Origin of the sequence: Filifactor alocis ATCC 35896 (genome assembly GCF_000163895.2) — a bacterium.
In the GTDB taxonomy this organism is placed as follows: Bacteria; Bacillota; Clostridia; order Peptostreptococcales; family Filifactoraceae; genus Filifactor; species Filifactor alocis.
Genome location: NC_016630.1, coordinates 1,174,434 through 1,200,494 on the forward strand (window position 1 = coordinate 1,174,434; position 26,061 = coordinate 1,200,494).

Annotated in this window: 23 protein-coding genes; 2 read left to right on the forward strand and 21 right to left on the reverse strand. The window is 35.1% G+C overall.

Features of this window, described 5'->3' with window-relative positions:
* Nucleotides 1-4 precede the first annotated feature (4 nt).
* The 7 genes from gap to HMPREF0389_RS05185 form a co-directional block, all read right to left on the reverse strand.
* Entirely contained in the window at nucleotides 5-1,021 is a 1,017-nt protein-coding gene (gap, locus tag HMPREF0389_RS05155; RefSeq protein ID WP_014262608.1) for a type I glyceraldehyde-3-phosphate dehydrogenase, read from the reverse strand.
* 488 nt (nucleotides 1,022-1,509) lie between these two features.
* Entirely contained in the window at nucleotides 1,510-2,439 is a 930-nt protein-coding gene (gene glsA / locus HMPREF0389_RS05160) for a glutaminase A (RefSeq protein ID WP_014262609.1), read from the reverse strand.
* A gap of 247 nt (nucleotides 2,440-2,686) precedes the next feature.
* The gene (miaA, locus tag HMPREF0389_RS05165) at nucleotides 2,687-3,625 is read right to left on the reverse strand and encodes a tRNA (adenosine(37)-N6)-dimethylallyltransferase MiaA (RefSeq protein WP_242821705.1); all 939 of its coding nucleotides are present in this window, start codon (nucleotides 3,623-3,625) and stop codon (nucleotides 2,687-2,689) included.
* A gap of 26 nt (nucleotides 3,626-3,651) precedes the next feature.
* A complete protein-coding gene (gene mutL / locus HMPREF0389_RS05170) occupies nucleotides 3,652-5,685 on the reverse strand; it encodes a DNA mismatch repair endonuclease MutL (protein ID WP_014262611.1) in 2,034 nt (677 codons plus the stop codon).
* A 41-nt stretch (nucleotides 5,686-5,726) separates the two neighbouring features.
* Entirely contained in the window at nucleotides 5,727-8,339 is a 2,613-nt protein-coding gene (mutS, locus tag HMPREF0389_RS05175; protein WP_014262612.1) for a DNA mismatch repair protein MutS, read from the reverse strand.
* Between the two features lie 37 nt (nucleotides 8,340-8,376).
* Nucleotides 8,377-9,828 carry a tRNA (N6-isopentenyl adenosine(37)-C2)-methylthiotransferase MiaB gene (gene miaB / locus HMPREF0389_RS05180; RefSeq protein ID WP_014262613.1) on the reverse strand — a complete coding sequence of 484 codons (1,452 nt, stop codon included), beginning with the start codon at nucleotides 9,826-9,828 and terminating at the stop codon, nucleotides 8,377-8,379.
* A gap of 289 nt (nucleotides 9,829-10,117) precedes the next feature.
* Complete coding sequence (locus HMPREF0389_RS05185) at nucleotides 10,118-11,149, reverse strand: S66 family peptidase (RefSeq protein ID WP_014262614.1); 1,032 nt, start codon at nucleotides 11,147-11,149, stop codon at nucleotides 10,118-10,120.
* Nucleotides 11,150-11,412: 263 nt separating this feature from the next.
* On the opposite strand from HMPREF0389_RS05185, the gene HMPREF0389_RS05190 reads away from it, so the two are divergent.
* Complete coding sequence (locus HMPREF0389_RS05190) at nucleotides 11,413-12,189, forward strand: DUF134 domain-containing protein (RefSeq protein WP_014262615.1); 777 nt, start codon at nucleotides 11,413-11,415, stop codon at nucleotides 12,187-12,189.
* Between the two features lie 194 nt (nucleotides 12,190-12,383).
* The gene (locus tag HMPREF0389_RS05195; protein ID WP_014262616.1) at nucleotides 12,384-14,156 is read left to right on the forward strand and encodes an Rqc2 family fibronectin-binding protein; all 1,773 of its coding nucleotides are present in this window, start codon (nucleotides 12,384-12,386) and stop codon (nucleotides 14,154-14,156) included.
* 307 nt (nucleotides 14,157-14,463) lie between these two features.
* Here the strand turns inward: HMPREF0389_RS05195 and HMPREF0389_RS05200 are convergent, their stop codons facing one another.
* From HMPREF0389_RS05200 to spoVG, 14 genes are all read right to left on the reverse strand, one after another.
* Nucleotides 14,464-15,423, reverse strand: a complete 960-nt coding sequence (locus HMPREF0389_RS05200) for a ribose-phosphate diphosphokinase (RefSeq protein ID WP_014262617.1) — start codon at nucleotides 15,421-15,423, stop codon at nucleotides 14,464-14,466.
* 25 nt (nucleotides 15,424-15,448) lie between these two features.
* On the reverse strand, nucleotides 15,449-16,807 hold the full coding sequence (gene glmU, locus HMPREF0389_RS05205; RefSeq protein ID WP_014262618.1) for a bifunctional UDP-N-acetylglucosamine diphosphorylase/glucosamine-1-phosphate N-acetyltransferase GlmU: 1,359 nt from the start codon (nucleotides 16,805-16,807) through the stop codon (nucleotides 15,449-15,451).
* Nucleotides 16,808-16,890: 83 nt separating this feature from the next.
* A complete protein-coding gene (locus HMPREF0389_RS05210; RefSeq protein WP_014262619.1) occupies nucleotides 16,891-17,532 on the reverse strand; it encodes a CBS domain-containing protein in 642 nt (213 codons plus the stop codon).
* Between the two features lie 33 nt (nucleotides 17,533-17,565).
* Complete coding sequence (locus tag HMPREF0389_RS05215) at nucleotides 17,566-18,798, reverse strand: hemolysin family protein (protein WP_014262620.1); 1,233 nt, start codon at nucleotides 18,796-18,798, stop codon at nucleotides 17,566-17,568.
* An 86-nt stretch (nucleotides 18,799-18,884) separates the two neighbouring features.
* Nucleotides 18,885-19,808 carry a Ppx/GppA phosphatase family protein gene (locus HMPREF0389_RS05220; RefSeq protein ID WP_014262621.1) on the reverse strand — a complete coding sequence of 308 codons (924 nt, stop codon included), beginning with the start codon at nucleotides 19,806-19,808 and terminating at the stop codon, nucleotides 18,885-18,887.
* The gene (locus HMPREF0389_RS05225; RefSeq protein ID WP_014262622.1) at nucleotides 19,809-20,189 is read right to left on the reverse strand and encodes an FtsB family cell division protein; all 381 of its coding nucleotides are present in this window, start codon (nucleotides 20,187-20,189) and stop codon (nucleotides 19,809-19,811) included.
* Between the two features lie 4 nt (nucleotides 20,190-20,193).
* Nucleotides 20,194-20,439 carry an RNA-binding S4 domain-containing protein gene (locus HMPREF0389_RS05230; protein ID WP_014262623.1) on the reverse strand — a complete coding sequence of 82 codons (246 nt, stop codon included), beginning with the start codon at nucleotides 20,437-20,439 and terminating at the stop codon, nucleotides 20,194-20,196.
* Between the two features lie 165 nt (nucleotides 20,440-20,604).
* Nucleotides 20,605-21,414: a 16S rRNA (cytidine(1402)-2'-O)-methyltransferase gene (gene rsmI / locus HMPREF0389_RS05235; RefSeq protein WP_014262624.1), complete on the reverse strand. Its 810-nt coding sequence runs from the start codon at nucleotides 21,412-21,414 to the stop codon at nucleotides 20,605-20,607.
* Nucleotide 21,415: 1 nt separating this feature from the next.
* Nucleotides 21,416-22,177, reverse strand: a complete 762-nt coding sequence (locus HMPREF0389_RS05240; RefSeq protein ID WP_014262625.1) for a tRNA1(Val) (adenine(37)-N6)-methyltransferase — start codon at nucleotides 22,175-22,177, stop codon at nucleotides 21,416-21,418.
* 3 nt (nucleotides 22,178-22,180) lie between these two features.
* Entirely contained in the window at nucleotides 22,181-23,062 is an 882-nt protein-coding gene (locus tag HMPREF0389_RS05245) for a PSP1 domain-containing protein (RefSeq protein WP_014262626.1), read from the reverse strand.
* A complete protein-coding gene (locus HMPREF0389_RS08740; protein ID WP_014262627.1) occupies nucleotides 23,059-23,784 on the reverse strand; it encodes a DNA polymerase III in 726 nt (241 codons plus the stop codon). The genes HMPREF0389_RS05245 and HMPREF0389_RS08740 overlap by 4 nt, the downstream gene beginning before the upstream one ends.
* A complete protein-coding gene (locus tag HMPREF0389_RS05255) occupies nucleotides 23,781-24,461 on the reverse strand; it encodes a dTMP kinase (protein ID WP_014262628.1) in 681 nt (226 codons plus the stop codon). Before HMPREF0389_RS05255 ends, HMPREF0389_RS08740 begins: the two co-directional genes overlap by 4 nt.
* 214 nt (nucleotides 24,462-24,675) lie before the next feature.
* Complete coding sequence (locus tag HMPREF0389_RS05260) at nucleotides 24,676-25,056, reverse strand: RidA family protein (protein ID WP_014262629.1); 381 nt, start codon at nucleotides 25,054-25,056, stop codon at nucleotides 24,676-24,678.
* 112 nt (nucleotides 25,057-25,168) lie between these two features.
* Nucleotides 25,169-25,486, reverse strand: a complete 318-nt coding sequence (gene spoVG, locus HMPREF0389_RS05265) for a septation regulator SpoVG (RefSeq protein WP_041250818.1) — start codon at nucleotides 25,484-25,486, stop codon at nucleotides 25,169-25,171.
* Nucleotides 25,487-26,061: the final 575 nt, after the last annotated feature.

The window sequence follows — 26,061 nt, forward strand, 5'->3', positions numbered from 1 at the left end:
TTTACTATTTTCTTTCATTCACTATTCTTGTCAAGTCTAACACTCTGTTAGAATAGCCCCATTCATTATCATACCAAGCCACAATTTTCGCCATGTGTTTGTCAATCATCATTGTAGATAGCGCATCTACGATAGAAGATCTCTTATCTTTTTTGAAATCAATAGAAACCAACGGCTCTTCACAATATCCTAAAATACCTTTCATTTCATTGTTCGCAGCTGTTTCAAATGCTTTGTTGATTTCTTCTACTGTTGTTTCTTTCTTTAATTCTACTGTTAAGTCTACAACAGAAACAGTTGGAGTAGGCACTCTCATTGCAAATCCGTTCAATTTACCTTCTAACTGTGGAAGTACCAAAGCTACCGCTTTTGCAGCTCCTGTTGTGGTTGGAATGATAGATAACGCTCCCGCTCTTGCTCTTCTTAAATCTTTATGTCTCTTATCCAAAATATTTTGGTCATTTGTATATGCATGAACTGTTGTCATCAATCCTTTTTCAATTCCGAATTGTTCGTCAATTACTTTTGCAAAAGGTGCCAAACAGTTTGTTGTACAAGATGCATTGGAAATAATATGATGTGTTTTAGGATCGTAAGAATTACAGTTTACACCCACTACGAAAGTAGCATCTACATTCTTTCCGGGTGCCGTCAAAATTACTTTTTTTGCTCCGGCAGCAATATGTTTTTCTGCATCTTCTCGTTTGTTAAATTTTCCTGTAGATTCAATCACAATATCAACACCCAATTCTCTCCAAGGTGCAGACGCAGGATCTCTTTCTTCAAATAATAAGATTTCATGTCCATCAATTACTAATTTATCATCACCAACAGCCTTTACTTCTCCTTCATAAGTTCCGAACAGAGAATCGTATTTGAATAAATGTGCAAGTGTCTTCGCTTCCTTACGATTGTTTACTGCTACAATCTCATAACCGTAAGTATCTTTTCCGCCATTTTCAAAATAAGCTCGTAGAACATTTTTACCAATTCTTCCAAATCCGTTGATTCCAACTTTCATTGAATTACCCTCCTAAAAATTTAACTTTTTTGAATCAGTTTTTATATTTTTAAAAATCTAAGTATATACAATACTATAATATTGAAATTTCACAAAAAATGCAATACTTACTTCAAAATTCAAACAAATTATTACTCTCTTTTTACATAAATTCTTAAATAAAGTATAGTATATATCTTCAAAATATCATTATAATATATCATCATTCAAAAGATTGTATAGTATATCGTCTTTTATTGTATCAATTTATATCTTTTTATCCATTTATGTACATAATACTATTCTCCGTTTAAAATGCCTGGTATGCAGAATGTACAATTGCTGAAAAATAATTTGGAGAATCACATAGTTCAAAGCATTCAACCTGTCAGTTCTAATAGTTAATAGTATAAGACATAACATCATCAAAAGGTTACTGCAATATCATTCAAAAAATAGGAAGCTCTCCGATATTCGTACGAAAAACTTCCTATTCTATGACATACTATTTATGCAAACATGTGCAATTTAAATTCTTTGGATAAATCTGACAAAATAATATTTCCTCGCAAGCTATTTCCTTCTTCATCCAATCGAGGTGAATAGGTGCAAATTCCGCATTTTCCCGGAACAACTGCCATAATGCCGCCACTCACGCCACTTTTTGCAGGAAATCCTGTTTGCATCAAAAATTTACCACTGCTCTCATACATCCCGCAAGTCGCCATCAAGGAAACTCCCATTTTTACAATTTCTTCATCTATGATTTGTTTCCTGTTATCTAAACTTCTTCCTCCATTTGCCAATACTCCCGCCATATGTGCCATTTCTGTCGCGTTTAACTCAATAAAACAAATTCGAACATATAAATCCAACACTTCTTCTACATTTACATTCGAATCGATTAAGCCTACTCCCCTTAAATAGTATACCAATGAACGATTGATATCTGTCACAAAATGAAATTCTTTCTGTGTTCGTATCTCGTCCGCTCCACTCAGTTGTTTTATTTTATCAGCAACTCTCTGAAATCTTTCATCAACCGTTATTCCTTTCAGTAAAGAACAGACAGTCAAAGCTCCTGCGTTGATAAACGGATTTGCCACTCTATCATCGATTGCTCTTACAGAATTATAAGGATATCTCGTACATTCTGTATTGATTTTAGAAAAAACAGTTTCTGCACCGACATCCTCTAACGCTATCATAAAATCAATTACTTTAGAAATACTTTGAATAGAAAATTTAATATCACAATCTCCGCTCTCTACAACCTTTCCGGAAGTAGTCGCAATAGATGTCGCAAATCCATCCGGATCAATTTGAGAAAGACAAGGTAGGTAGGTGGCTACTTCTCCTTCTTTTTTCATAGCATCTGATTTTTGAATCACTTGTTCCAATCTTTGACTGATTTCTTCTACTGTCATTTTGTCAAACATACAAAACTCCTCCTTTTTCATTCATCAAAACCATTGATTAAAAAGTACCTTGTCTTACTTGATTTTTATGAAACAGATATTATCTCTATTCTTTTCTTCAAAGTGAATGATGTCAAGTATCAAAAATCTAACATAAAAGAACTCGACTCGTTGAATCAATGATGATTGCTTCCATCACAAATGTGATGTTTCATAAACTGAAAATCTTCTATATTATCTTCTTCCTGTATCTTATCCGATACAGATATTATCCCTCCAAAAATTCGTTTGTCTGTTTCAGGATATCCTCAAAGGCTACCGAAAACTCTTGATCCATGTCTATCCATTTGGCAAACGGATATCTTCTAAACCAAGTCAACTGCCTTTTTGCATATCGTCGGGAATCTTTTTTTATTTCTTCTATCATTTCCAAATTGCTTATCTTTTTTTCAAGAAAGGCAATGACTTGACGATAGCCGATTCCTTTCATAGATTGGTTTTCTTCTGTAAGATGATATTTTTTAACCAAGCTTTCAACTTCTTGAACCAATCCATCCTCTATCATTTCCATTACCCTGTTATTGATTCGCTCATACAGCAGCTTTCTGTCTGCATATAGAGTAAATAATAAAAATTGCATGTCTTTTCTCGGCAAAATATCGTTGGCAAAATCTTTATTTTTTTTAGCATAAGTTGCAATTTCAATTGCACGAATCACTCTTTTACTGTTGTGCCTATCAATTGTTTCAGCTTTTTTGGAATCTATTTCTTCCAATTGATGAAAGAGTGCATCTTTTCCTTCTCGTTCCAATAAGTTTAAGAGCTCCGCTCTCAATTCTCTATCGACTGTATTACTTTGAAAATCCATATCGTATAAAAGTGAATTCACATATAATCCTGTTCCACCTACAATAATCGGAACTTTTTTTCTGTTTGTAATATCATCAATTAGAGCTAATGCTCTTTGCTGAAAATCAGAAACTGTAAAGTTTTCATCCGGTGAAATCACATCAATCAAGTGATGTTTGATTCCTTCCGTTTCTTCCTCACGAATCTTTGCTGTTCCGATATTCATTTCTTGATAAATTTGCATAGAGTCTGCAGATATAATCTCTCCATCTATCTTCTTTGCTAATTGAATTGATGTTTTCGTTTTTCCGACTCCTGTTGGTCCCGAAATCATAATTACCTTGTTCAAGTTTATCACACTCATTTTTCTTAAACTTACATCGCTTAAGCATTCACTCGCTTAAACATCTTTTCCAAGTCGTATTTTTTCACTTCGATAAATACCGGTCGTCCATGAGGACAGGTATACTTATTGTCACACTGATTCAAATCCTTTAACAACGCTTCTACTTCTGTATCCATAATGCGATCATTTGCTTTAATTGCTGCTCTGCAAGCCTTTGTGGCTACTTTATCAATAAATTCCTCATAGTTTTCGAGATTTTTATTTTCTTGCAACAGTTCAATAATTTCGTACATAAATTGTTCGCCCTGTGTTTCCTGAAAGAAAACAGGTACTCCGCGAATCACAATCACTTTTTCTCCCAAAAAATCAAAATCAAATCCTAATTTTTGGATTTCATCACGATACATTTCTACCAAAGTTGCATCTTCATAAGATAGCTCAAGTAAAATCGGATTCAGCAATTGTTGAGAGGAAAGCTCATCTTTATGCAACAAGACCATATATCGTTCAAACAATACTCTCTCATGCGCCGCATGTTGATCAATTAAATACATTCGTTCCTCTTTTGTCATAATGAGATACGTAGAAAAAACTCTACCTACATAATGCAATTGTTCATAATTTAGAATGTCTTCTTCTTTTTCTTGTGTTTGTAAAAAATTCTGAACAACCGGTTCTGATATTTCTTTTCCCCTCTCCGCTACGGTGGATTCTTTCGCTCTGTTTTTCTCTCTATAACATTCAACTTCACGATAACCGTTCTCTGATTCCTGCACTTCATTAGCCATCATCCTATTTTCTTCTACAGAAAGTTTTTTTCTCACATCTGATACTTTTTCATAAGATATTTTTTTATCGAACACTTTTGACTCAAATTCTTTTGTATCAGATTCATTTGGAAATAATATTTTTTCAAAAGGAATTGTTGCATCTTTCTTTTCAAAGGAAAATACTGCAACTTCTTGTGATTCTCCCGACTCTTTTTCTTCTGTGACAGAAATCGGAACTTGAACTTTCACCGGAGGCTCTACTGTTTTTTCTTCACGAACAAAACTTCCCTTCGGAATCAAATGATTGCTTTTTTGGAATAAAGCATCGCGAACAAAAGCGTACACCTTGTCTTCCAACCTCAATTCGGAGTCATATTTCACATTCAATTTATTCGGATGGACATTAAAATCTATCTGTGCCGGATTCAAATCAATGAACAGCACACAAGATGGAAATTTACCGATTGGAATGGTTCCCTTGTACGCATCTTCCATCGCTCTTGCAACAGAGATATCTTCGACATACCGTCTGTTAAAAAAGAAATTTTGCATTCTTCGATTTGTTTGATACATGCTGGTCTTTGACAAATAGCCATATAAGGTCACTTCTTGTTCAAAATTTCTCTTTGCGTAAAACATCTGCTCAATTGCATTTTTGCCATAGATAGAACGAATTGCATTTTCCAATGTTCCGTCTCCTACAGTAGATACGATAACCTTGTTATTGCTAATCAATTTAAATCGTATGGAAGGATTTCCCATTGCCAAACGACACACAATCTGGTTGATTGCCATAGCTTCTGCTGGAGAAGATTTCATAAATTTCTTTCTTGCCGGAACATTAAAGAACAAATCCTCTATCACCAATGTAGTTCCTTGAGAAAGTCCTATTTTTTCTGTCGAAATATATTTTCCGCCCTCTACAAAAACACGACTTCCCCATTCTTCATCAGATGTTTTTGTCATCAAAGTTGTTTTCGATACTGCACATATTGAAGATAATGCCTCTCCACGAAACCCACAAGTCTGTAAGTTCTCCAAATCTTCAATTTTTTGAATCTTGCTTGTAGAATGTCTCAAAAATACTTTACTCAATTCTGCATGAGGGATTCCGACACCATCATCGGATACTCTGATGTACTGTTTTCCACCATCTTTAATTTCTATCACAATATTTTTTGCATTTGCATCAATTGAGTTCTCCACCAACTCTTTGATAACGGAAGACGGTCTTTCCACAACCTCTCCCGCTGCGATTTTACCGATTGTGAACTCATCTAAAATAAAAATTTCTTGTCCCAAAAAATCCTCCTCTCTATAACAGCATCACTTTAGAAACAGCGTTACTTTAGAAGTTTTTCTTTGATTTTATGAATCACCAACAGTGCCTCTAACGGAGTCAATGTATCTGTATTGATACCTTCCAATTCATTGATAATCTCTCGATGTTTTAAGTTCTTAATATCGGATTCTTTCGATTCCTCTACGAAAACATCTTCCCCTATTTCTCTACTCCATTCCTGTTTTTGACTTTGTAGCTGATTCAACTTATGTTCTGCAAGCGACAACACTTCTTTGGGCAAGTGTGCCAACTTCGCAACATGAATTCCATAACTTTTATCCGCTTTCCCTTGTACCAACTTTCTTAAAAACAACACTTCTTCTTTCTTTTCCTCTACCGCTACACAATAATTGACAACATTGTCGAACCGTTCAGCAATATCTGTTATTTCATGATAGTGGGTAGAAAACAGAGTCATACATTGAATCTTGCGACAAATAAAAGCAACAATCGCCCATGCGATACTCATTCCGTCATAGGTACTTGTTCCTCGACCGACTTCATCCAAAATGACTAGGCTGTGTTCTGTCGCATGTTCCAAAATATGAGATACTTCGTTCATTTCTACCATAAATGTACTCTGTCCTTGTGATAAATCATCTGCTGCTCCCACACGGGTATAAATCGCATCCAACAAAGGAATATCTCCAGACTTTGCCGGAATATAACAACCGATATGAGCCATAATACAAATCAGTGCAACTTGCCTCATATAAGTAGATTTTCCACCCATATTCGGACCTGTAATAATCATAAAATTTTTGTCTTTCAATAAATTCGTATCATTCGGCACAAAAATTTGTTCTTCCACCAAACGTTCCACAACCGGATGTCTACCATCTGCAATCTCAAGACGCTTTTCCTTATTGATGGACGGTTTCACATAATCATTTTGATAACTTGTTTCCGCAAGAGAAAGCAATGCATCCAACGAACCTATTTTATCTGCAGTTGTCTGGATTCTAAAAACGGCATGTTTCACTTGTGTCTTCACTTCAGCATACAACTCGTTTTGTAAATCTAATGCCCTCTGTCTGGATGTCAAAATCTTTATTTCCAATTCTTTCAATTCCTGATTGATATACCTCTCACAGTTGGCAAGAGTTTGCTTTCTCACATAGCTTTCAGGAAGTTCGCCTGATTTTAGTGCCGCGTGAGTAATTTCAATATAGTAACCGAACACTTTATTGTATCCGATTTTCAAAGTCTTGAATCCGGTCGAAGCTCTCTCCTGTAATTCCATTTGAGATAAAATCGAAGCAGCATTTTTTTCAATACTTCTCATCTCGTCCAACTCTTTGGAATATCCTTCCCGAATCACTTCGCCATCCTTAATTGTTCCGATAGGTCTATCTGAAATAGAATCATCAAGCAAATGATAAATATCCTCTAACGTGTCCATCTGTTCAAATATTTGAATCAACAATTTTTTGTCCGATAGCTCGATTTTTTCTCTCAAGTTCGGCAAATCATACAACGATTCTTTCAAATTCAACAAATCTCTTACTGTAACAGTATCATAGCTGATTTTTGCACAAATTCTCTCCATATCATATACAGAGTCCAGATACTCCCTCAAATCCTCTCTCAAACTGTAATCAGAGATACATTCTTCAACAATATCTAACCTCTGTTCAATTTCCTTTTTATCTCGAAGAGGATGTTCAATCCATTTTCGAAGCATTCTTGCACCCATTGAAGTTTTCGTTTTATCCAAAACACCGAACAAAGAATATTTTTTATTTTTTTGAAGAAAACTCTCCATAAGCTCCAAATTAGAAATAGAAGAATAATCTAAATGCAAATATTTATCCTGATAAATCCAATGAATGGAATTCAAGTTATTTGCAACCGTCTTTTGTGTGTATTGAATATAGGACAACAAAATACGAATTGACAAACGAACATCCGTATTTTGTTGTTCTAAAAGGTGTTGTGTTCTTAAATATTCTTCAGAAAAAAACTCTATTTCCACTTCTTTTGAAATCAACTCCGAAGCGTTCACACACACATGATGATTTTGTACAAATAATCTTATCTGTCTTGCCAGTTTCTCTTTTCCGTTCAAAAAATTGATAAACACACTGTTTCCTATCAGCTCGGAAGGAGAAATTTTGTAGAATATATCCGCAAAATCAAAATAGGATACTTTGGAAACATTCAAATCTCCTGTTGAAACATCCACATAAGCGAGAGCAAACTCTTTGTGATCATTAGAAAGATAAACAGACAAAATATAATTGTTTCGAAATGATTGAATCACACTCTCATCAATAAATGTCCCCGGTGTAATAATCTTCGTAACTTCCCTTTTGACCAACCCTTTTGTCTCTTTGGGATCTTCCATCTGCTCGCAAATTGCAACCTTTTTTCCTGCTTGAATCAATTTTTGAATATAAGAATCACAACTATGGAAAGGGATTCCACACATCGGCGCTTTTTCTTCCAATCCGCAGGAGCGTCCCGTCAAGGCAATCTCTAATATTTTCGATGCCTCTTTTGCATCTTCAAAAAACATTTCATAAAAGTCACCCAGGCGGAAAAATAATATCGCATCAGGATGTTGTTCTTTTATCAAAAAATACTGTTCCATCATCGGAGTTAGTTTTGCCAATCGTCACTTCCCACCTTCCCGGTTGATACCATGCAATCTATCCCAATACTTCCTCATCCGAAACCATCTCTCCGTTCAATGAAAATGATTTGGGATTCGTAATCTTCACATGCACAATTTTGCCAATCCAATCTCCCTCCGGACGGTCAAAATTTACCAACTTGTTTTCTCTTGTTCTTCCCGTCAATTTTGTTTCATCTCGCTTGCTTACGGATTCTACCAATACTTCTACAACCTTTCCTGCATAAGCATGATTTTTTTCAGCAGCAATCCGATTAACAGGCTCCAACAATCTTTGGAATCGTTCTTTTTTTACCTCTTCAGGAACTTGGTCTTCCATTTTTTCAGCGGGTGTTCCTTTACGAACGGAATACAAAAATGTAAACGCCGAATCATACTGTACTCTTTCTACCACTTCCATCGTTTCTAAGAAATCCTCTTCCGTCTCACCCGGAAAACCGACCATAATATCGGTAGTAAACCCGATATTCGGAATCTTCGCTCTCAATTTATCCACCAAAAGATAGTAATCTTCTTTACTATAGTGTCGATTCATCTTTTTCAACAGTCTCGTACTGCCGGATTGAATCGGCAAATGCAAGCTTTCACAAACTTTCGGCAATTCTGCCATGGCATCAATCAACTCATCCGACAAGTCTTTCGGGTGTGAACTCATAAAACGAATTCGTTCAATTCCATCAATATCATTCACATCTCGCAACAAGTCTGCAAAAGTATAATTTTGCTCCAAAGTCTTTCCGTAGGAGTTTACATTTTGTCCTAATAATGTAATCTCTTTAATTCCCTCGTTTGCTAAAAATCTAATTTCATCCAAAATATCCTTCGGCTCTCTACTGCGTTCTCTTCCTCTGGTATAAGGAACAATACAGTAAGTGCAGAAATTATTGCATCCGTACATAATATTGACAAAAGATTTTACATCAAATTTTCTTGTAGTAGGTAATCCTTCGATAATCTGACCGTCGATATCCCAAACATCAATCAACTGTCCGGCGTTACTCGTCAACTGTTGATATAACATTTCCGGAAATTGATAAATATTATGTGTACCGAACACAATATCCACATGACTGTATTTTTTCTTGAGTTCTTCCACAACATGAGGTTGTTGCATCATACAACCACATACGCCGATAATCATATCGTCACGATTTTCTTTGATATGTTTTAACAAACTTAAATTTCCGTATACTTTAAGCTCAGCATTTTCACGAATTGCACAAGTATTATATAATATCACATCTGCATCTTCTTCTCTGTCTGTCAGCTCATAACCCATATATTCAAACATACCCGATAAATTTTCACTATCGTGTTCATTCATTTGGCAACCCCAAGTTGTAATCATATACTTAGGTTTTTTATCATGATACTTTTCTGTATTTTGTACCTTTATCATATCAGCATACTGTTGCTGTTTTTTTACTGCATCTTCTGAAACTGTCTCAATTAATCCTCTCTTAGACATGAAAATCCCCTCTCTATTTATTAAAATAATATTATATCACAAATAGGAGTGTTATTCAAAAATCAGAATCATATTTGTTGATACAAAATTGCTAAAATTTTTTCACAATATTACTCCATCTTTCATCTTCCGAATCAATGTTTCCAAATTTAATTTCATCACACCACAACCATTCCGGAACAGTTCATATCATCAACTACTCTATAACGACTGACATCTTTGTCAAACTAAAACTTTTCCAGTGTTTCCAATCAATACTACTTCAAACTGATTGGAAATACAGACCAATCTATTCAAACAAGATTGTTTGTCGCTCTGAATCAACTTTAGCATGAATCCCAAACGGAATAATACATCGAGGTGTGGAATGCCCGATATTGATATTACATAAAAGAGAAAGTTTCTGATTAGAAATTTCTTCCAACATTATTTTTTTGTAATCTTCGTAATACATTTCATTTTGCGGTTTACCCACCAAAACTCCGGATACAACATCAAAAATTCCATATCTCTCTAATGCACAAATCATCTCTCTAAAAAGAGCCGGTTCTGGTCTTTCTTCACTCGTTTCTAACAAAAGAATCTTATCTTTCCACTCTTCCAAAGAAGGGAAGATTTCATATTTTCGGCATAGCTCTACCGTATCATCATATCTTGAATTGTCAAAAAAATTATAGAAAATAGATTCTAAACAACCGCCTAAAATTTGTCCTTCAAACGTTTTGTTTCCTCGAATCAGTTCAAACCCTTGGTTTGCAAAAGAAGGCATAGAAACGCCAACTCCTTTTTCACTAAAATCTTCTCTCTCTTCATACCATACTTCGCTTGGAGTAATTCTTTTGACAGTTCCTGTTGTAATCAACTCTTCAAAATATTTTTTTGTATAGGGTAACATTTCAGAAGAGATTTCACATACATCGGATAGAAATGATTGCCCGTAAAAAGTGATTATACCCAGTTTATGAAGCATAAAATGATTGACGGTTGTATCTGAAAATCCTAAAAATATCTTTTGATTTACTACTCTTTCAAGCTGATGATCCTCAAAAAGATAAGGTAACAGACGATAAGTATCATCTCCTCCTATTGCACATAAAATCATATCAATCGAATCATCTTCAAACGCATCAATCAAATCTTTTGCTCGTGATTCAGGATGGTTTTGTAAATAATCCAATCCCTTGAGTGCGTGAGGCATCAAAACAATTTCTACTCCATAGTCTTGCAAACGCTTCAAACCAATCTCCAACTCATGACGGATAAAATCCTCTCCGAGTATCCCTTTTGATAAACTGACAATTCCTAATTTTTTGACTTTCATCACGATTCCCTCTCTTTCTGAAAATAATTTGTCTCAGTGTCAGAGTGACTAAATTACAGTTTTGATTCTGATTTTTCATCATTCAGAATTTTTGTATCTGCTGAAACTTACTCTATACTTTACTTACATTCCTTAAATGATGTCATTATATCACATTTCAACTATTTTTATTCTGCTTACAAAACTGATTTTTTGATAATTTTCTTTTTTGTAACGTGAGATATTGACAAAAAAGAAAAAATAATATAATTTATAATTGACATATGTCAAAAACGCAGGAGGTGGTTTCTATTTCCAGACCAATTCGCTGTAGAAAAATTTGCCAATATCCTGATTACTGGAATTTTATTCCCGAAGGACATGACGGAGACTCTGTTGTTGAATTAACACTCGATGAACTCGAAACGATTCGTTGGATTGATTATGAAGGTCTTAGTCAGTTGGAATGTGCTTCCAGGCTGAATGTTGCCAGAACAACAGTAACTGCTATTTATAACAGAGCGAGAAAAAAAATAGCAGATTCCATTATCAATGGCAAACAATTAAAAATTTGTGGTGGAAATTATGAGATAGACTGTGATACTCTCTCTACTTCTCAAATGTTACAACAGAAAGGAAACAATACTATGAGAATTGCTATTACTTATGAAAACGGACAAGTGTTCCAACATTTCGGACACACAGCTCAATTTATGATGTATGATATCGAAAACAACACTATCAAAGATTCAAAAATTTTTGATACACAAGGATCGGGCCATGGTGCTCTTGCTACCTTCCTAAAAAATAACGAAACAGATATTTTGATTTGCGGTGGAATCGGCAGTGGTGCAGTAAACGCTTTGGAAGAAGCAAAAATTAAACTTTATGCCGGAGTTTCCGGAGATGTAGAAAAAACCGTTCAAGCTTTTTTAGACGGAAAATTAGTCGCAAACTCTTCAGCTAATTGCAATCATCATGATGAACACGAACACGGACATCATAGTTGTACAGATCATCACAGAAACCATGAATGCGGCCACGGAAGTTGTCATCACTAAACTTCTATTTGATAAATAATCTTTCATCTTTTTTACCGATAATCAAAATGATGCATTTCAACTTTTTGATTATCGGTATTTTTGTCTGAATCTTATTCTAACTCATGGAATATCTCAATAAAAGACTCACAATTCCCTGCGATATGATATAATATGTGGGTAAAATCAACATGATATAGAAACGAGGAATAAACATGGCATTAGACGGAATCACTTTACGTTCTCTGGTACACGAGATGAAATCCAAATTAGTCAACGGAAAAATAGATAAAATTACACAACCTGAAAAGGATGAAATCTGGCTTACCATTCGAAACGAAAAACAAAACCATAAATTGTTAATCAGTGCCAATTCAAGCACACCGAGAATTCATTTTGTGAATGATGCAAAAAAAGAGAATCCTCTAACTGCGCCCATGTTTTTGATGTTGTTAAGAAAACATATCGGAAACGGAACAATCAAAAGTGTCGAGCAACGCTCTACAGAACGAATTGTAGAAATCTCAATTGACGCGTATGATGAACTTCGGGTGCTGAAAAACAAAACTCTCATTATTGAACTGATGGGAAAACACAGCAATATTATCTTAGTTCACACTGAAGACAGAAAAATTATTGATTCTATCAAAAGAGTAAGTCTAAATATCAGCTCTGTCAGAGAAGTTTTACCGGGACTCACCTATCAATATCCTCCCGGTCATAAAAAAATAAGCCCCATTCATCGACTTGATGAAGATGAATTTCGTCGCTTATGCTCCAATTTTCATTCAGAAATCTACAAGCTGTTTTATATGAGTTACGAGGGAATGAGCCCGACAATTTCAAAAGAAATTTGTTATCGTGCCAATGTCGAATCCACAGAGGTTGCAAGCTCTCTTTCTGAGGTAAAAACAGAAAAATTGTGGGGAACTTTTTCCAGAATGATGTCAAGAATAGAACAGCATGAATACAGTCCATGCATTGTCATTCAGAGGAATCCTCATACAATCCTTGATTTTTCTGCTGTATTGCTGACTCATTATGAAACAATGGAACTTGTCGAGTATCAATCCATCCATACTGCATGTGAAGAATTCTATTTCCTGAAAGATAGAGCGGAAAGAATCCAACAAAGAACTTCTGCTCTTAGAAAAAAAATACAGACTCGTTTAGATACTTTGCAACATAAAACAGAAAAACAAAACAACGAAATTTCATCTTCTATGTTGCTCGATAAGGACAAGCTTTACGGAGAACTCCTCACTTCTTATATTTATCAAATTAAGACAGGGATGAGTGAAATTACATTAGAAAATTTTTATAGCAGCAATGAAAAAATCACCATTCCGTTGGATGTACAAAAAAGTCCTTCTGAAAATATTCAACGATATTTCAAACGATACCAAAAATCCAAAAATCGTATCGAAGAGTTAACAGAACAACTTGCAATTGCACAAAAAGAAATTTCTTACTTGGAAAATGTTCTTTTGTCCATTTCACAAATTGAAACCTATGACGAAATATCAGAAATACAAGATGAGTTAGCAAAACAAGGCTATATCCGACGAATGGGCAACCATAAATCAAAAAAAGAGACCATTTCATCTCCGATGGAATTTACATCCAGTGACGGTACTACAATATTAGTCGGAAAAAACAATACACAAAACGATCGTCTTACTCTGAAACTATCTTCACCTAATGACACTTGGCTTCATACAAAAGATATTCCGGGATCTCATGTCATTATTCGTGCAAAACAGCAAGATATTTCTGAAAAAACCTTATATGAAGCTGCTGTTCTTGCTGCCTACTATAGCAAAGGAAAATTTTCTTCCAATGTTCCTGTTGACTACACAGAACGAAAAAATGTAAAAAAACCAAGTGGAGCAAAACCGGGTATGGTAATCTATGTCAACAACTCTACAATCTATGTTACTCCGGAAGAATCAGTTGTAGAACAGTTGAAAACTCATACAACAGAATAACATCCCTTTTATCGTAGAATTTATCATAAAAATATCTTTAATGATTTAAAACCTCTGTATGGCTATCATGTCTTTGGAATGGCATAGAATCCTATTGGTTTCACAATATATTAGGAGAAGAAATGCAAACTTCCTCAATAAAAGTTCATAACTAATATCATAAATGATTTCATATACTAAACTGACGAAGAGTATAAAAAATGCGTAACAGACAACAAATCTGTTACGCAACAAAATCAAATTTTTCAAGACGATATCGGAACTATATACAAAAAACAGTCGATACTATTCACTTCACAAGCTACTCTTATCCTTCTGTAGATTCAAACAAAATACTTAACGATTCATTATTGAATGTCTTGTAAATTGCTTTTGCAAACAAAGGCGCTGATGAAATCACACGAATCTTATCCATTTCTTTTTCTTTCGGCAAAGCAATGGTATCCAAAATAACAATCTCTTTGATACAGGAATCCTTCAGTCTTTGAATTGCGGGACCGGAAAACACGGGGTGAGTACAAGAAGCATAGATTTCTTTTCCTCCCATTTTACGAATCGCTTCTGCTGCATTTACCAATGTACCTGCAGTATCAATCATATCGTCAATCAATAAAATATTTTTATCTTTGACATCTCCGATAATATTCATTACTTCAGAGATATTTGCTTTTGGTCTTCTTTTATCCACAATCGCCATCGGAATATCCAATTTTTCCGCTACCGCTCTTACTCTCTTTACACTTCCATGGTCAGGAGATACCACTACAAGATCCTCAATTTGTTTTTTTGCAAAATAGTCTACCAAAATCGGTCCGCCCAACAAATGGTCTACCGGTATATCAAAGTATCCTTGAATTTGGTTTGCATGCAAATCCATTGTCAATACTCTGTCAGCACCTGCAGCCTCAATTAAATCCGCAACCAATTTTGCTGTAATCGGATCTCTTGATTTTGCTTTTCTGTCCTGTCTTGCGTATCCGTAATATGGAATTACCGCAGTGATTCTTCCTGCAGAGGCTCTCTTCAGAGCATCAATCATAATCAATAGCTCCATAAGATTGTCGTTTACAGGATCACAGGTAGATTGCACAATATAAGTGTCCGCACCACGAACACTCTCATTGATATTGATGGATATTTCACCGTCACTAAACTTTTTAACCTGTGCCTCTCCCAAAGGAACTCCTAATCCGTCAGCAATTTTTTGAGCCAACGTAATGTTCGAATTTCCACTAAAAATTTTGATTTCATTTCCTCTAATATTCATTAGAACGCTCCTCCCAAAAAACAAATTATTTCTTTTTAATCAAACCTTTTCTACTTGTCCAATTTTCTTTGATACGCTCTTTATTTCTCGCAATACAAAGTGCATCATCCGGAACATCAATTGTAATGGTAGAACCTGCCGCAACAAACGACATATCTCCAATTTCAACCGGTGCCACTAAGTTAGAATTGGAACCGATAAAGGAATTATCTCCAACTGTAGTTCTGTGTTTGTTTTTCCCGTCATAATTGACAAAAACAACTCCACATCCAATGTTAACATTTTTTCCAACATCCGCATCTCCGATATAGGCAAGATGCGATGCTTTGGAATAATCTCCGATTTTTGAATTTTTCACCTCTACAAAATCACCTATTTTAACATGTTTTCCAACATGTGCCTTAGGTCTAAGATATGCATAAGGTCCTATCGTACTGTATTCTTCCACAACAGCTTCTAACAGGGTTGAACTTTTGATTTCTACACCATTCATAATAGTAGAATTTTCTATTGTCGTATTTTCACGGATGATGCAATCTTCTCCTATCACTGTATTTCCTGAAATTCTGGTATTTGGATAAATAATGGTATCTTGACCAATCACAACGGAAGGGTCAATATATGTAGTATCTTCATCCAAAATAGTCACTCCGTTGTCCATCAAACTATGGTTAATTCTTCTTTTTAAAATCTGTGTAGCCTGTGCCAATTGTTGTCGGTTGTTGATTCCGATAATTTCATCTTCATCTGCAATACACAAAGACACAATGCCCTCTTTTGCAACATTTTCAAAAACATCGGTTAAATAATATTCTCCCTGACTGTTTTCTGTCTTTAAAGTGCCGAGTTGTTCTTTTAATACTTTTCCGGAAATAATATATGTTCCGGCATTTATTTCACAAATTTGTCTCTGTTCATCCGTTGCATCTTTCTCTTCTACAATCTTTGAAAAATGCTCCCCATTTCGTATGATTCTGCCATAATTCAATGGATTTTTTACAACTGCCGACATCACCACAGCATCACTGTGTTTCTTTAACTCTATCATTTTTTGCAATGTGACATCTGTAATCAACGGAGTATCTCCACATATAATCAGAACATCGTCATCCTCTTCAATCAAGTCAATCCCCATCATAACTGCATGTCCTGTTCCCAATTGTTCTCTCTGAAAAACGCAATCAGCACTATCAGAAAGATACTCTTTTACGGTATCTCCTGCATGTCCTACCACTACAATCGGTTTCTTTTCTGATAAAGCGCAACAATTTTTCAAAACATAATCAATCATCGGAACATCGAATATAGAATGCATTACCTTAGGATGCTTCGATTTCATTCTGGTACCTTTTCCTGCTGCCAGAATGATACTTTGTAAACTCATAGTCTTTTCCCTTCTATATTTTTTATAATCATCAACACTCTTATCCTATCATTTTTTCAGCAAAAAGTCATTATAATTTTGACCTATTGCACTTGTGGAGTAAACTCATGAACCTTGATTCCGCGTTCTTTCAGTTTCTCTACCAACAACGGTAGTTGTTCCCCTTTCAGACGGATAGAAATCTCAGTAATTCCCATAACATCCGTGTTGTATTGAATGATATTGGTAATATTTGCACCATGTTTTTCAATGATACGAGTGATGTTGCTCAATACTCCGACAAAATCATCTGCATGAATCACTACTTTGGCATCTTTAAGACCATAAACTCGAACTACAAGTCCAAAAATTGCTTTTTGTGTAACAATTCCCAAGAATTCATCCTTTTTGTTTACAATCGGAACAAAACTGATGTTGTTAACCGAAAATTTTTCAGCCACTGTCTCAATATAATCTGTATCCAAAGCAATCGCCTTGTTCACGCTCATATGTTTTTCCAAAGGATCTTTGAGCATTGCACTAACTTCTTCTTCATTTGCTCTCTTCAAAAACAAATCCTCTAAAATATTTTTTGCATGCAATACACCTAAAAACTTTTTGTCTTCCACAACAGGTAAAGACAAAAATGAATTGTCTGAAATAATTTTTAATCCTTCTTCCAAAGTCTGCTTTGGAGATAATTTAATCAACTGATGTTCCGGCGTCATAATTGTTCTTGTAATCATAACAGTTCCTCCTCTGTTTCCCACAAAATACTATTAATAAAACAATCTAATCTTCATAATCCTGCTCTTGTCTACTTTTTCAATCACAAATCGAATGGATTCATAATTTATAATTTCCCCCGTTCTCGGAATTCTACCTAAAATTCCTAAAATAAATCCTCCTATCGACTCAAAATCCTCTGATTCAAAATGAGTTCCGATTTCTTCATTCAAATCTTCCAAACGAACAGAACCGTTTACCAAATATTCTCCTTCTTTGATACAAACAATATCTTCTTCATCTTGCGGATCATACTCATCATTGATATCTCCCAAAATACTTTCAATGATATCTTCCATGGTAATGATTCCCGCAACTCCACCATATTCATCCAACACAATTGCAATATGGATACGATCACCCTGCATTCTACGGAAAAAGTCGGATATCTTGATGAATTCATAGGTATAAAACGGCTCTCTCATATACTTTTTGATATCAAATTGTTTTATCTTTTCCACCGGAATAAAAAACAAATCCTTTGCATACAGAACTCCCACAATATTGTCAATCGTATCTTCATAGACCGGAATTCTTGAGAACTGCTTTTCTCCAAAAGCTTCGACCACTTCTTCATAAGTTGCTGAAACATCCACCGCAACAATATCCATTCTCTGAATCATAATATCTTTCACACGCATATCACTATATTCAAAAATATTATCAATAATTTCTTTTTCGTCTGATTCCAACACTCCCTCCTGGCTGGATACCTCTACAATTGTCTTCAATTCTTCTTCAGTAATAAGGGGCTTCTTTTCCTGCTTGTTCAACCCGAACAAATGAAGAAGTCCGTTTGTAAAATTGGTCAAAATCCATACTACAGGAGAAAATATTTTTACAAACACACTCATAATCGGTGCAATAAAAAGTACAATTTCTTCCGTATAATCAATCGCTATATTTTTAGGAGTAATTTCTCCGAAAATCAGTATTAACAACGTCATCAAAAAAGTTGCAATTCCAACCCCTTTGTTGTTCCAAAAGTAAATTGCTATAGATGTTGCAATCGCTGATGCCGCAATATTTACCAAGTTGTTTCCCACCAATATTGTGCCTAACAGTTGATTCGGATGGTCTAACAAGTCCTGTGTTAACTTTGCATGTTTTACATGATTTTCCACCAAATGTCGCAATCGAATCTTGCTCATAGACATCAACGCCGTTTCCGACATAGAAAAAAATGCCGAAAAAAACAGAAGTGCTACTAAAATAGTTATTTGCATTCCTAATGTTGTACCCAAGAAACTCCCTACCTTTTCTATCTCATCGCCATATCGTTATCATCTATCCAAAACACACTACTCTTGAGTTAGTTTCCGGATTTCATGTTATGATAAATCAACCCTTCCAAATTATCGTATTCACTAACCGTTATAGAATCTCGATGTAACTTTTTCAAGATTGTTTCTAATATCACACCGCCGGCTACAATAATATCAGCTCTTTTCGGTTGCAAACCGCTTACCGTTTTGCGTTCCTCCAAAGTCTGCTCTGCCATAAAGTCAACCAGATAACTCACCTGTTCTCTCTTAATGGTACTGTTGTGAATTTTGTTCATATCATATGTCTTCATATTCTGAACAATTGCAGAATATGTGGTAATCGTTCCGCCAATCCCAATCAACTGTGTGATAGGGTATGCTTCCAAAAACTCAATAATAGAATCCATATCTCTATTGACAAATTCGGCAATTTGATTTCTCTCTTCCATGGAAACCTTGTCATTTTTCACAAATTTTTCAGTCATACGAAGTGCACCGATATTCAAGCTTTCAGAAAATAAGATACCTTCTTCTCTCGAGCCCAACATAAATTCTGTCGAACCGCCGCCAATATCAATAATCAACACATAACCCGATGTTTTCAGTCCTGCAATTGCTCCGCAAAAACCCAGCAACGCTTCCTGTTTTCCTCCAATCACTTCTACTTGAACACCAGTGAGTTCCTTTGCTTTTTTCACAAACTCGTTTCTGTTTTTGGAATCTCTCAATGCAGATGTTCCCATCACATAGATGTCATCCACTTTTTCTCTTCTCGCCAAATCTATAAATTGATGCAATGCTTCCAAGTTTCTTTCCATGGTTTCCTCATTGATAAAACCGTGAGAATCCACACCGTGACCCATTCTTGTAATATCTATATATTTTTTTCGATTTTCCAATTGTTCTCCATGCTCTGCAATCAACAACCTCATAGAATTCGTGCCGATATCAATAGAAGCTAATTTTTTCATCTACTGTTTCCTTTCTAAATCGATATACACTCTCTCATTCGGTTTCACCATTTTCAACTGTTCTCTTGCTTGTTTTTCAATAAATTCAGGTGTTTTCGAGTCTAACAGATCTTTTTTCAAGCCTTCAATCGACTTTTTCTCTTCTGCTATCTTTTCCTCCAATTCGACCTTTTGGCGTTCCAAGCGCATCATGGTTAAACCTTGATTCAAAAACTTAATTCCTGTTCCTATCACAATCATAATCAAAACAGCACACACTGAGATAAAAAATATATTCGAAGCGACCTTCTCCTTTTTTACTCCCTCTCCCTTAACATCTCTGTTCAAAAAAGAGTCTGTTTTTTCTGCTGTCTTTGTTTCATTTTTTCTGTAAATTTTCATTGTTCTACTCCGAAATCACTTCATATAGTTGTGATGCTTCCTCTTTTTTGGTAGTATCTTTCAAATCTAAAATTCGAACCGTCATTGTGCGTTCCCCAAAGGTAATATCTAACACATCTCCGACTTTTACTTTTGTGGATGCCTTTGATTCTTTCCCATTGACCAACACAACTCCCCCGTTGGTTGCGTCCTTCGCGACCGTTCTTCTCTTAATGATTCGTGATACCTTCAAAAATTTATCTAATCTCATTGTTTCATCCTTTTCGTACTTCTTATAAAAATGTATACTCAGTTTTATTATAACATATAACTTTACTCTTAATTGAATTTTTACTAAATAATTTTTATAATCCAACAAAGTTTGACTCACAAAAAAACTACAGCATCTAATTTTTTTAAATACCATAGTTTTTTGTTAAAGTTCTAAAGAAAGCGGATACACACTTTTTTTAGGTAATTTTGTTTGTATCATCACAGTACGAACAGCATCTTTTTTGGAACTTCCTTTCTCAATCTCTTCCTTCAGCATTTGCAAAATATCTTCTTGGGTATACTCTTTTTGAATCTCTGCACACCCTTCTACAACTATGACAAATTCTCCTCTTCTCTCTATCTTCTCAGAATCCAATGAATCAAAGTCAGTATGAATATATTCTTCAAATTTTTTGCTGATTTCTCTACAGATTGATATCCGACGATTCTCAAAAACCTGATAGATGTTAAACAAAGTATCCTCAATTCGATGCGGAGCTTCATAAAATACAATCGGCCAACTCACACTCTTCAGATTCTCCAATTGCTCCAATTGTAGTGTCTTCTTTCTCGGAAGAAATCCGATAAACAAAAACTCTTTTTGTACCAAATTGGATGCTACCGCTGCCGTAATAACAGCACTCGCACCCGGCAAAACGGTATAAGGAATATTTCTTTCAATCGCCGCCTGAATCAATAAATATCCCGGATCTTGAATCCCCGGCATACCGGCATCAGACACCAACGCAATCTCATTCCCTTCTGCAAGCAATCGAATAATCTCTTCACGCTTTTCCATTTCATTATGTTCGTGCAGACTGATTAACGGTTTGTGAATATCATAATAGTTTAGTAATATGGCAGAGTGTCTCGTATCTTCACAGGCAATATAATCAACTTTTTTTAAAGTGTTCAATACTCTCAAGGTAATATCTTCCATATTCCCAATCGGAGTCGGACATATATATAACAAATCAATTCTCCTCTATCGTTAACTTGGAATAAATCATCTCAATCTCTTTTGTAAACAATCTATTCTCATCATACACATATAACGGTTCCAACAGTTTTAAATCGGGTTTCCCGTGTTTCACTATCTTCAACAATACCAGATTAGGTGCTTTGCCCACATAAGGATAAACCATCCTCATTTCCTTCGGTTCTAAACGGTATTTCCGACACAATTCAAAAATATCACATAAACGGTTTGGTCGATGTACCATATAAAATACACCGGATACTTTCAACAAATTTTCTGCTGTAACAAAAATATCCTCCAAACTACACTTTACTTCATGTCTGGATATTTTTTTCTTTTCATTCAGATTCTGCAAGCCGTCAGTCTTCATGTAAGGAGGATTGGACACAACAAAATCTAAACTGCATTTTTCAATATGCCGATTTGCCAGTTTCAAATCTGAACAAATAACGGTTGCTCTATCTTCCAAACCGTTCAACAACACCGACCTCTGTGCCATATCCGCAACTTCTTCCTGTATTTCAAAAGCATATATTTTTTTGAGATTGCTTTTCCCAAGAATCAAAATCGGAATAATCCCGGTACCCGTTCCCAAATCAGCTCCGACAAAATTCGGTCTTACTTTTATGAAATTTGACAGTAAGACAGCATCCATTCCAAAACAAAATCCATTTGTCTGTTGAATAATCTTCAGACCTTTCAGGTTCAAGTCATCTATTCTTTCGTTCTCTAATAACGGTATTTGTCTTTCATTCATATGCTAATCTTCCAACAACTTCTTCAATTCATGTTCATCATAATCATTCTTTTTTTCTTTTCTTTTATAATTTTTCAAAATTTTAATTTCTGAAAGAGGATATTTTTTTACTTCAATCGTATCAGCTTTCTTGTTTTCCACCTGTACTTTGACTTCTTCCAGAATAGTTTTCGTTTCAAGCACTTTCCCTTTTCCGTCCGGCGTCTGCACGATACTGCCCACATTAGGCATTTCTCTCAAAATACCTTCATAGACTTGATGTTCATAATTTAAACAACAGAACAGTCTTCCACATATTCCGGAAATTTTAGTCGGATTCAAAGAAAGATTTTGATCCTTCGCCATTTTAATAGAAACTGATTGAAAATCTCCCAACCAAGTGGAACAACACAACGGTCTCCCGCAACATCCGATACCCCCCATCGTTTTTGCCTCATCTCTTACTCCGATTTGTCGAAGTTCGATGCGTGTGCGAAAGATTGCAGCTAATTCCTTAACAAGCTCTCTGAAATCAATTCTCCCGTCTGCCGTAAAATAAAAAATCAACTTACTTCTATCAAATGTATACTCTGTATCCACCAGATTCATCTCTAAATTATGTTTTGCTGATTTCTTAATAAAGATGTCCTCTGCTTCCTTTTCCTTTTTCTTATTTTCCTCATACCGGTCCAAATCCTCTTGTGTCGCCTTGCGTACAACCGGTTTCAACTTCATCGCAAAACTTTCTTCTTTCAGTTCTTTTGATGGAACTTCCACAATTCCTATTTCAATTCCACGCACCGTTTCAACAATGACTTTATCTCCAAATTCAGTCGTCACACCGTTTGGATTAAAATAATAAATTTTTCCGGCTTTTTTGAATCGAATTCCAATTACTTCTATCAATCTATTCCCTCCATTATATTCAACAGCATGGTATCCAATGTTGCAGTAACACCGGTGTTCGCCCTTATCAATTTCATTGCTCTTTGAACAGATGCAAGCAACGCGAGTAACTCTACACGATAAAAATATTTATACTTCTCTGAATAGCTTCCTTTCAGCAAGGTAGCCATTCTCTCTGTAAGACATTCTAAATATCGAACACTTTTCTCACGGTCGGAAGAAATCTCATCCAATGCATGTTGCAATGCAATCAAATCTCTTTCAAACACTCCGCTCAAAAAACAATCTATCCAAACTTTTTCTTCTGATGATTCCTGTATCGTATTGTTATGATAGAGTGTTACCGTTCTGGACAATATCGTGGGCAACAGCTTGTAAGAATTATTCGTAAGAAGAAAAAACACTGTATTCTTTGCAGGCTCCTCTATTGTTTTAAGCAATGCATTCTGTGCCGAAACAGACAGCTTATCTGCATGCAAAAACAAATATATCTTTTGGTTTCCGTAAGGCTGTAACACGGTATTTTTTACCAGCTCCCTTACCTCATCAACTCCCACTTCACTTCCATCAAAAACCGTAACATCAACACTCTGATAAATGTCTTCAATTCCGAATAGTCTCAAAAAATATTCCTGCAAACATTCCACATCAGTATCTACATCTCCGTCAATCATATATGCATGACTCAAAAGATTCGCTTCATCCGGTAATCCCAATATCATAACAAACCACCTTTATCACACAAAGCAATGATTTCACCATGTATCACATCAATCGGTTTCATTCCGCCTTTCAAAACACAATCCACTCTTTTCCAATTCTCTTGTTGTGCAAAATAACATGCAGTTTCATAAGAGCGTTTCATATAATCGTAATTTTGTTCATGAATATCCTTTTTTTCTTCATCCGTTATCTTATTCAAACGTTCTTTCATCAAAGCAAAAGTCACATCGATATCCACATGCAAAAAAATAGTCATATCAGGTTTCGGCAAGGAAAAAATATGATATTCCAAATCATACAACCAATCTCTAAACTGATTTTTCTCCTCTGTTGTTTTCAACTTAGATGCTTGATGAATCAAATTAGACATCACATATCTGTCTACAATCACAACTCCCCCTTGTTCATAAAATGACATCCAGTCCGTTTTCCAAGAAGCGTATCTGTCACCTGCATAAAAAATAGATGCGATATAAGGACTCACCGAGTCCGCTTCTGTACCAAACTCTCCTGCCAAATACATTTTAACCAAAGAAGATGATGGGGAATTATAATTTGGAAAATGAACAATACGACAAGGAATTCCTCTGTCCGACAAATATTGATACAACAAGTTGGACTGTGTTTCTTTTCCGGAACCGTCTGTACCCTCAATCACAATTAACTTCCCTTTCATACCTTAGAAAACTCCCCTCATTTGTAGTCTATCGAGCTATATCAAATATCAATTCCGTTACATGACTATATTTTTATTAAAATGAAATTTACTCCGAATTGGATTAAAGTTCTTTCTTCATTATACTATATAAAACTTCTATTACAAATAAAATAAAGTAAAAACAGAAGAAAATCTCTCATCCGTTCTTACTTTATTCAAGCATTTTTCGATTCTATTTGTTTTTTACTGCAATCGCTTCAATTTCCAAAATAGCATCTTTTGGCAGTTTTGCTACTTCAACACAAGATCTTGCGGGCGCTACACCGCCAAAAAATTCCGCATAAGTTTCATTGATAGAAGCAAAATGATTCATATCCGCAACAAATATTGTTACTTTCACAATGTTTGTCATATCATATCCTGCTTGTTTCAATATAGATTTGATATGATTCAAAGAGGCTTGTGTCGCCTTCTTGGGATCGGTTTCCAATTCTCCTGTCTGCATATTGATAGGCAATTGCCCGGAAGTAAAAATCATGCTGTCAGTTTCAATCCCTTGTGAATATGGTCCTATTGCAGCCGGTGCTAACGGTGTTGAAATTTCTTTTTTCATCTCTGTCGTTCCTCTTTTCCTACTATAGTCTATAAAAACAATAGAAAGGGAATTCTCCCTTTCCACATATGTTTACATATTTTTCCTAATTGTGTAAACGGAGAATATTTTTTTACAAGGAAGATTCCTGCTCCTCATAAGTGTCCACTTGTATATTTTCCGTTTCTTCCGCAGATTTTTTTGCAGCCTCATATGCCACCAAAACCGCTTCTTGCAAGTCTTGTCTCATACGAACATTAATTGGATGGACAATGTCTCTAAATGATCCATCAGCAATCTTTTTGCTTGGCATCGCAATAAACAATCCGTTTTCTCCTTCAATCAATTTGATATCATGAATGACAAAACAGTTGTCCAATGTAACAGATACGATACTACGCAATCTTCCTTCTTCTGATAATTTTCTCACTCGTACATCTGTAATTTCCACAAAAACACTTCCTTTTCCAATTACACTATTTTCTAAAATGTCATATTTTCAGAAACAAAAATAACACACTCTTCTGAATACTGTATTAATTCTACACAATCATCTCAAATTCCTCTAAAAAATTTTTATATTATAAAAAAATTGTTTTATTTTATATTTTAATTGTGTTTTTATTCCGCTATTATTTATTTAAATAACCTCTTTCAATTGTTTCATATTACTATCTATAAGCAACTCCATTGTTCTTCTCCCTTATTTTAATGTAGAGAAGAAGTTAGGAAGAATTTCTTTCCGACAATTTAACCAGATTTTAGTATTGTTGCAAATATTTTATCAAAAAAACGGCATTCTCTCATGAGTTTGCCGTTTTTCTAAGGAATTATATCCCAATATCAATCAAAAATATATTTCGAAAAATTGCCATTTTTCATATCAATGCTTTCTCCGTCATTATGATAATCTTCAGTAGAAACATGCTTTAAAATATTATCAGAAGTTTTATGCAATTCATCTATGTTCTTGCCAAATAAAATGTATTAAGTAAAAAAATCTTTCCCAAATTCTTATATCCTTGC